1 pseudogene is annotated in these 342 nt (G+C 68.7%); it reads left to right on the top strand.

Annotation, left to right across the window (positions count from 1 at the left end):
- Positions 1-342 (top strand): annotated as a pseudogene (locus ACLJNW_RS23800) (hypothetical protein); the annotation flags it as partial.

Raw genomic sequence — 342 nt, forward strand, 5'->3', positions numbered from 1 at the left:
TCCTCGGGCTGTGGCGGGTCGGCCAGGTTCCGGTCAGCGAAGGACGCACCCAACTGAGCGAGGCGCTGATCCTTCTCGGCCTGCTGGCGTCGGCGTGGCAAATGCTGGCGAAGATCAGCCGCTTGCGCCTGCGCCCGGCGCCGGCCCTGGATGTCATCGGCCGCCGGCTGGGCGAAGAGGATGCACCGGAACTCTGGACGCTACTGCGCGAGCTGGCGGCGCGCCTCGACACGCCAGCCCCGCAGCACCTGTTGGTAGGTCTCTGCGACGGCTTCTACGTGACCGCCAACCGCGTCTGCCTGCAACCTTCCGGCGAGCATCTGGAAGGACGCAGCCTATACC

The sequence above is a fragment of the Salmonella sp. SAL4457 genome, assembly GCF_046548235.1.
GTDB classification, from domain to species: domain Bacteria; phylum Pseudomonadota; class Gammaproteobacteria; order Enterobacterales; family Enterobacteriaceae; genus Salmonella; species Salmonella enterica.